This is a genomic window from Pandoraea sp. E26, assembly GCF_000681415.1.
Classification (GTDB): domain Bacteria; phylum Pseudomonadota; class Gammaproteobacteria; order Burkholderiales; family Burkholderiaceae; genus Pandoraea; species Pandoraea pnomenusa.
Genome location: NZ_AYXJ01000022.1, coordinates 1 through 6460, shown reverse-complemented (window position 1 = coordinate 6460; position 6460 = coordinate 1). Strand labels below are relative to the sequence as shown.

At 63.3% G+C, this 6460-nt stretch carries 5 protein-coding genes; 3 read left to right on the top strand and 2 right to left on the bottom strand.

The window, feature by feature from the left end:
* Positions 1 to 154 precede the first annotated feature (154 nt).
* A complete protein-coding gene (locus W930_RS0114980) occupies positions 155 to 1027 on the bottom strand; it encodes a LysR family transcriptional regulator (protein ID WP_023597414.1) in 873 nt (290 codons plus the stop codon).
* Between the two features lie 333 nt (positions 1028 to 1360).
* Between W930_RS0114980 and W930_RS0114975 the strand changes: the two genes are divergently transcribed.
* The 3 genes from W930_RS0114975 (at position 1361) to W930_RS0114960 (ending at position 5132) form a co-directional block, all read left to right on the top strand.
* Positions 1361 to 2686, top strand: coding sequence for an MFS transporter (locus W930_RS0114975; RefSeq protein ID WP_023873245.1), 1326 nt, complete (start codon positions 1361 to 1363; stop codon positions 2684 to 2686).
* 152 nt (positions 2687 to 2838) lie between these two features.
* Complete coding sequence (locus tag W930_RS0114965; protein WP_023873247.1) at positions 2839 to 4038, top strand: M20 aminoacylase family protein; 1200 nt, start codon at positions 2839 to 2841, stop codon at positions 4036 to 4038.
* Entirely contained in the window at positions 4035 to 5132 is a 1098-nt protein-coding gene (locus W930_RS0114960) for a M14 family metallopeptidase (protein WP_028731074.1), read from the top strand. The genes W930_RS0114965 and W930_RS0114960 overlap by 4 nt, the downstream gene beginning before the upstream one ends.
* 108 nt (positions 5133 to 5240) lie before the next feature.
* Here the strand turns inward: W930_RS0114960 and W930_RS0114955 are convergent, their stop codons facing one another.
* Positions 5241 to 6107 carry a hypothetical protein gene (locus W930_RS0114955; protein ID WP_036655959.1) on the bottom strand — a complete coding sequence of 289 codons (867 nt, stop codon included), beginning with the start codon at positions 6105 to 6107 and terminating at the stop codon, positions 5241 to 5243.
* Between the last annotated feature and the right edge of the window lie 353 nt (positions 6108 to 6460).

Genomic DNA, 6460 nt, shown 5'->3' with positions numbered 1-6460 from the left:
GATGGCTTCGGCCGTCATCGCACCATTGCCGAACTGCTCAAGCAGCTCGGCGGGAATTGCCGGCAGCTCTGCCAGCGGGGCTTTCGGTTTGTGAGGCATACATTCTCCTTGGGAGCATCATATGCCTTGAACACGAAATTACTGACAGGCCCGATCACCCCTGCGCCATCACCTGTTGCGCGATCGTCGCGGTGATTCCGCTCTTGTCGTGGCGTATGCGTTCCAACAAGCCGATGCTTCGTTGCTCCGTCACGCCGGGCAGCGGGATCACGCGTAGCGAATCTTCCTCTGCCCATGTCGCGCTGCGCAGCATCGGAACGACGGCCACGCCGACGCGTTGCCGAACCAAAGCCACGATCCCCTCGATTGACGACAACTCCAGAAAGTCATTGACTTTCACATGTTGACGTCGCACCGCGCGATCGATCAGCGCTCCCGTGCGCTGTGACCGGTCAAAACGGAGAAACCGTTCCGTCTCCAGCAGCTTCGTCACCGACACCGTCCTCAATGCCGACGAGGCCAGCAGTACCAACGGCTCCCTGTACAACGGCGTCCATCGCACGCCGGCCGGACGCCGTCCCGATGGCTCGACCAGCACTGCACAATCAATCTCCCCGGCGTCCAGCATGGCCGTCAGTTCAATCGAGCGCGCCGTCTGTATCAGGATATCCAGGCGAGGTTGTGCCTGCTTGATCAACGACACCGCCGGTGCCAGCGCACTGACCGCCGATTCCACCGCGCCAATCGTCACCGGGCCCGCCGTCGATTCGATGCCGGCCGCCAACGCGCGCATCGTCTGATATTGCGCCAGCAGTTTCTCTGCATGCGGCAGCAAAACCCGTCCCATGGCGTTGAGCGCCACCGAGCGTCCCGCGCGATCGAACAGCGGATGATCAAACTCCTCCTCCAACGCCCGCATTTGCATACTTACCGCCGATTGCGTCATCGCCAGATGTTCGGCTGCCGAAGCGAACGATCCATATCTCGCGACCGCCGCAAACGTCCTCATAAATCGAAGATTGCTCATGAATGACTCACCGCTCACCGTTATCTCTCGACACTCACCACCGACGCCCACCTCCGCCGCGCCGTCGACGCGCATCGCAAAGGCAGCTCCCTCGCCGACAGACACGCCAGGCACTCACCGCGCGCACCGTCGACTCGCCGTCGGCTCCCCACATGGCCCCGCTCCGCCTCGTGTTCATCCCGAATTCTCGTCCTCAATTCATCAAAAAAATTGGGATGACAGATCACAAATTCTAGCTTTTATTGGTTTTTTGGCACAAGCAGAATGGGGCGAAGCGAGTGCGGTCCGCTTGCCACGAACACCCAAAGTACTTCACAGAAGAGGAGTATCCCCATGGAAGTTTCGGTCGGGCGCGACAGCGCCGCAAACCCCGCGATCCCCGAGCGATCGGGAAAGCGCATCGATGTCGGCGTCATCGCCGTCTCGACCATCGGCAATGCGCTCGAATGGTTCGATTTCACCGTCTTCACCTTCTTTGCCGCCAACATCGCCCGCCAGTTCTTCCCCAGCGATAACCCGACAGCCGCACTGCTCGCCGCATGGACGACCTTCGGTGTCGGTTTCCTGACACGTCCGCTGGGCGGCATCGTCCTTGGCGCCTATGCCGACAAGCACGGCCGCAAGGCCGCGCTGCTCGTGACCATCTCCGTCATGGCCCTCGGCGTTGCCGTGATCGCGTTCGCCCCCACCTACGCGCAAATCGGCATGGCCGCGCCGGTGCTCATGCTCATCGGTCGATTCCTCCAGGGCTTCTCCGCAGGCGGCGAAGTCGGCAGCGCCACCGCATTCCTCGTGGAACACGCGCCGGTCGAGCGGCGCGGCGTGTACGGCAGCTTTCAGATGATCGCGCAGGCGTGCAGCATGCTTCTCGGCGCCATCGTCTCCGTTGGTATTACCCAGGCACTCACGCCCGAGCAGATCGACGCGTACGGCTGGCGCATTCCGTTCGTCATCGGTCTGCTGATTGTCCCGGTCGGGCTCTACGTGCGCTCGCGTCTCGAAGAATCGCCCGTGTTTAAGGACGCTCGCCACAAGCCCGCCGAAAAGCGCTCCCCGTTCTTCGAATCGATCACTCTGCACTGGCGTCAGGTGATCGCCGGGTTCGGCCTCACGGTGTATGGCACCATTGGAACGTACATCTTTTATTACTACATGCCGAGCTACGCCACGAAGTCGCTGGGCATCCCCTTCAAGAGCAGCGTGATTGCATCGCTGTGCGCCGCCGTCGCCTACATCGTCGGCACGTTCGCCTCAGGTCGCATCTCCGACGCGATCGGTCGCAAGAAGCCGATGACCGCCTCCGCGCTCATCAGTCTGATCATCGCGTATCCGCTGTTCCTCGCCGTGAGCCACGTGCCAACGCTGCCGATGCTGATCTTCGTGCAGTGCTGTCTGATGCTCTCGCTGGGTCTCTTCCAGGGTTCGTATTGCGCGTTTGTGTGTGAACTCTTCCCCTCGCGGGTCCGCGCTACCTCCATGGCCATCGGCTACAACTTCGCCGTCATGATCTTCGGCGGCTTCGCCGGGGCCATCGCCACGCTGCTGATCGGATGGACGGGCGACAAGCTCGCGGTGGTCTACTACGGCCTGTTCGGCGCCGCCGTGGGGTTGATCACGATCCTGATGCTTCAGGACCGCTCGCGCCAGCCGCTGCTGTAATTCCGTAGCACGCTGCTTTCCAGGACCGTCGGCGCCATCGCGCCGACGCGCCCCACCAACACCTCCCCAACCCGCCCCTCGTCCAATGGCGTGATCGTCGACGTCCACGTCGCGGCATCGCCCCCGGGGGCACCCATCAAGAGACGCAATCCATGTCCATCATTCCCGAAATCGCCGAACGCTCGGCCGAACTGCAAGCCATCCGACGCGACATTCATGCCCACCCGGAACTTCGCTACGAGGAAGCCCGCACGTCGGATATCGTGGCGAAACTGCTCGAATCGTGGGGCATCGAAGTCACGCGAGGACTGGGGAAGACGGGTGTCGTAGGCGTGCTGCGCAACGGCTCCGCGAAGAAGGTCATCGGTCTGCGCGCCGACATGGACGCGCTGCCGATTCAGGAACTCAACACGTTCGAACACGCGTCGAAGTTCGCAGGGAAGATGCATGCCTGCGGCCATGACGGTCATACCGCCATGCTGCTCGGCGCCGCTCAGCATCTGGCCCAACACCGCACGTTCGACGGCACCGTCGTCTTCATCTTCCAGCCCGCGGAGGAGGGCGGGGGCGGCGCCAAAGCCATGCTCGACGACGGTCTGTTCGAAAAATTTCCGGTCGACGCCGTGTTCGCCCTGCACAACTGGCCAGGACTCGCCGCCGGCAGCTTCGGGGCCCGTGTCGGCGCAACGCAGGCGTCGAGCAACGAGTTCCGCATCGTTGTCAAAGGCACCGGCGCGCACGCCGCCATGCCGCACAACGGTATCGATCCGGTACTCACCGCCATGCAGATCGGCACCGGCCTGCAAAGCATCATGACGCGCAACAAGCGCCCGATCGACGCCGCCGTGCTCTCCATCACCCAGATGCAGGCGGGCGAGGCGATCAACGTGATCCCGAACACCGCCACGCTGGCCGGTACCGTGCGCACTTTCTCGCTCGACGTGCTCGATCTCGTCGAGACGCGCATGCGCGAGTTCTGCGAGTCCACCGCCGCCGCATATGGGTGCACGGTCGAGTTCTCGTTCATCCGCAATTACCCGCCGACGGTCAACACTGCCGCCGAGACGCAGTTCGCGACGAACGTGATGCGGGAGATCGTGGGCCGCGACCACGTCGTCGATCCGATCGATCCGACGATGGGCGCGGAAGACTTCTCGTTCTTCCTGCTGGAGCGCCCCGGGTGTTACGCCTATATCGGCAATGGCACGGGCGACCATCGCGCGCACGGTCACGGACTCGGCCCCTGCATGCTCCACAACACGAGCTACGACTTCAACGACGAGGTGCTCACCCTGGGGGCGACGTATTGGGTACGGCTGACCGAGGCCTTCCTCTCGGGCGACGCACGATGACCAACGCCGTGTTCTCGGATAGCTATCGTCAGGCGCGCGAGCGCTTCGCGACGGCGGCCCGTGCGGCCGGCGCCGAGGTGACGAGCCACGTCATCCCCGGCATAACCGGCCGTGAAGGCGAAGCGCTGGCAACAGATGTCGTGCGCCTGGGGCCGGCGCGCGTCAGGCGAATGCTGATCCTGACCTCCGGCACGCATGGCGTCGAGGGCTTCTGTGGTAGCGCGGCGCAGATCGCGTTGCTGGGCGACGAAGCGCTGAAGTCACGTCTCGATGCCGGAAGCGTTGCCATTCTCGTGGTGCATGCCATCAATCCGTATGGCTTTTCGTGGCTGTCGCGCACCAATGAGGACAACGTCGACCTGAACCGCAACAGCATCGACTTCTCGCAACCGCTTCCGATCAACGACGCCTACGCCGACCTGCACGCGCTGCTGGTACCCCCGACGTGGCCGCCTGACGACGACAACGCGCGGGCGATCGCGGACTACATTGCAACGCATGGAGAAGCGGCTTACCAGCGCGCGCTGACCGTTGGGCAATACGCCTTTGCCGACGGCCTGTTCTACGGCGGACGCAGTGCCGTGTGGAGCACACGCCTGATGCGCGGGCTCATCGAGACGCACGCGAAGCATTGCGATGCGATCGGATGGATCGACTTTCACACGGGACTCGGGCCACCGGGGCACGGCGAGAAGATCTGCGTGGGCGCCCTCGGCGCCGAGGAACTGACGCGCGCCCGCGCGTGGTGGGGCGCCGATCTGGCCAGTCCCGTTGACGGCACGACGGTGGCGTCGAATGTCGGTGGCCCTTTGCTCGATACGCTGCGCAGTGCGCGCGCGGACGCACAGATCACGGCCATGGCCATCGAGTACGGCACGGTGCCGCTCATCGACATGCTGCATAGGCTGCGCGCGGATGCCTGGCTGAGGCAGCACCCCGAGGCGCCGGCAGCGCTGGCGTCGTCGATCCGGAAGGCGGTGCAGCAAGCGTTCTGCTTCGACGACCCGGTATGGCAAGGCCAGATTCTCGGTCAGGCGCGCGTGGCAATCCTGCAGGCGGTCCTGGGGCTGGAGCGAACGTCGGCGTGGGACTGACGCGTCTGGAGGCACGCGACCTTTGCCGGTGCGGCAGGGGCTTGCGGCGTGACCTGGTCCACCGCCGTTGCGCACGCGTCGGGCGCAACGGCGGAAGACCTCACGGAATTACCAGTTCATCTGTGGATCGGCATGCAGAAGTGCCACCTGGGCGCTGGAGGCCAAACCCTCACCGCGAGCATCGGGAATGCTCGCCTTCAGGCGCCACAGATCGAGCTTCGCGATCACATCGGCCCGGGCAGGACGCGCCGAACTTGCTCGCGCTTCTTCCTGTGACGGGATCGGAACTTCCCCGACGCCAACCCCGAAACTGTCGGGCGAGGCGCGGTTGCGCGCGAGGTGGATCTCCTCTTCCAAGTCGATCAGGCAGCGCAGCGTTTCCGCATGCGTGCCCATGGTTAAATTCGGAGCATTGGCTGCGTCACCGGAACCGCTGTCGCCATCGCCCCGGTGCGACAGGAGCTTTTCCCTAGCGAGGTCGATCCACGCTTCAATTTCCTGCTTGGTTCCGTGCGAAATCAGAGCATGCCCCAAGGTGGCAAACGATGCGTCGGCCAGATTCGAGAGGGAATTCCGGGAGCTGTCAGACCAAATCGACCCGGATCCGGTGTCATTGTGCGCATGTGCAATGGCCGATGGCGCCGCTTTGGTGGCGAGCGCTTTCACGTGAAAATAAATGTCGCAACTCGCGACATTGCCGCGCCGTGTATATTCCCCAATCTTGCGCAGATTGCGCGCTTCGGACCTCGGCGCGATCAGCGAGATAATGCGCCGCAAAAGGGACAGCGGCAGGTCTGTTTTGTGATCGCCCGTTCGCATAACGATGCGCGGCGTCAGCCGATGCACCCTGACGAACTGTGCTGATCGGAATGTCCCACGCAGGGGCAGTCGATCATGGCGCCGAGAAACTTGCTTGGCCACGAGACTGCGGATGTTTTGCCCCTTGCTTGCATTTGATGCCTTGGCGCCGCTCATCGGAGTCTCCCCCGTAATGGTTTGCATTGCACTCGCGGTATTCGGCGGTGCACTTCATACCCCTTTTGTAACGTTTGCGTTGCGATGTGTTCCGCGCCATGCAGGTCGTGGTGCCGGACGGCAATTGCCACGGCAAACCACAACCACGAACGGAACCGTGAACCCTAGTGCGTGATGCCATCGGCGTGCCGCGCAATATTGCGCGTCACACCGGCCGCGTTTGGAGGACACGAGCCGCAGTACGCTCGCATTGCGGCATGGCGGCATGGCGCGCCAAGCGGATGCGCACGGGTGACTAGCGCCCGTTGTACACATCGACCACCAGCTGTTGCACTGACCATGCCTCGATTTCG